A 341-nucleotide genomic window follows, 5' to 3' on the forward strand; every position below is an offset into this window, starting at 1 on the left:
TGCCATACGCCGTGCGTCCTGGGTTCGCCCGGCGGCACCCGTCACCTTGGAATGAGCCTGCTCCGCCCCGCGCGAGGCAATGGCGGCGGCGTTGGCAATTTCCTCCGTGGCCTGGCGCTGCGATTCCACTGCAGCGGAGACATCGTCCGCCGCCCGCGACACGGCCCCCACTTGGGCGGCCAGGATGCCAATGCCGGTAGTGACGCGATTGCTGGCGCGTTGGATGGCAGTGATATGGCCGGCAACCTCCTCAGTGGCCCGCGCGGTTTGGGCCGCGAGGCTCTTCACTTCGGCGGCGACTACGGCAAAGCCTTTGCCAGCGGCGCCGGCTCGTGCGGCTT

The 341-nt window shown here is 69.2% G+C and carries 1 protein-coding gene; it reads right to left on the minus strand.

What is annotated here, in order from left to right:
• On the minus strand, positions 1–341 hold a 341-nt coding region (locus GSQ76_RS23100), incomplete at both ends, for a methyl-accepting chemotaxis protein (protein WP_254070589.1).

The organism is Acidisphaera sp. L21 (assembly GCF_009765685.1).
Taxonomy (GTDB): Bacteria; Pseudomonadota; Alphaproteobacteria; order Acetobacterales; family Acetobacteraceae; genus LMUY01.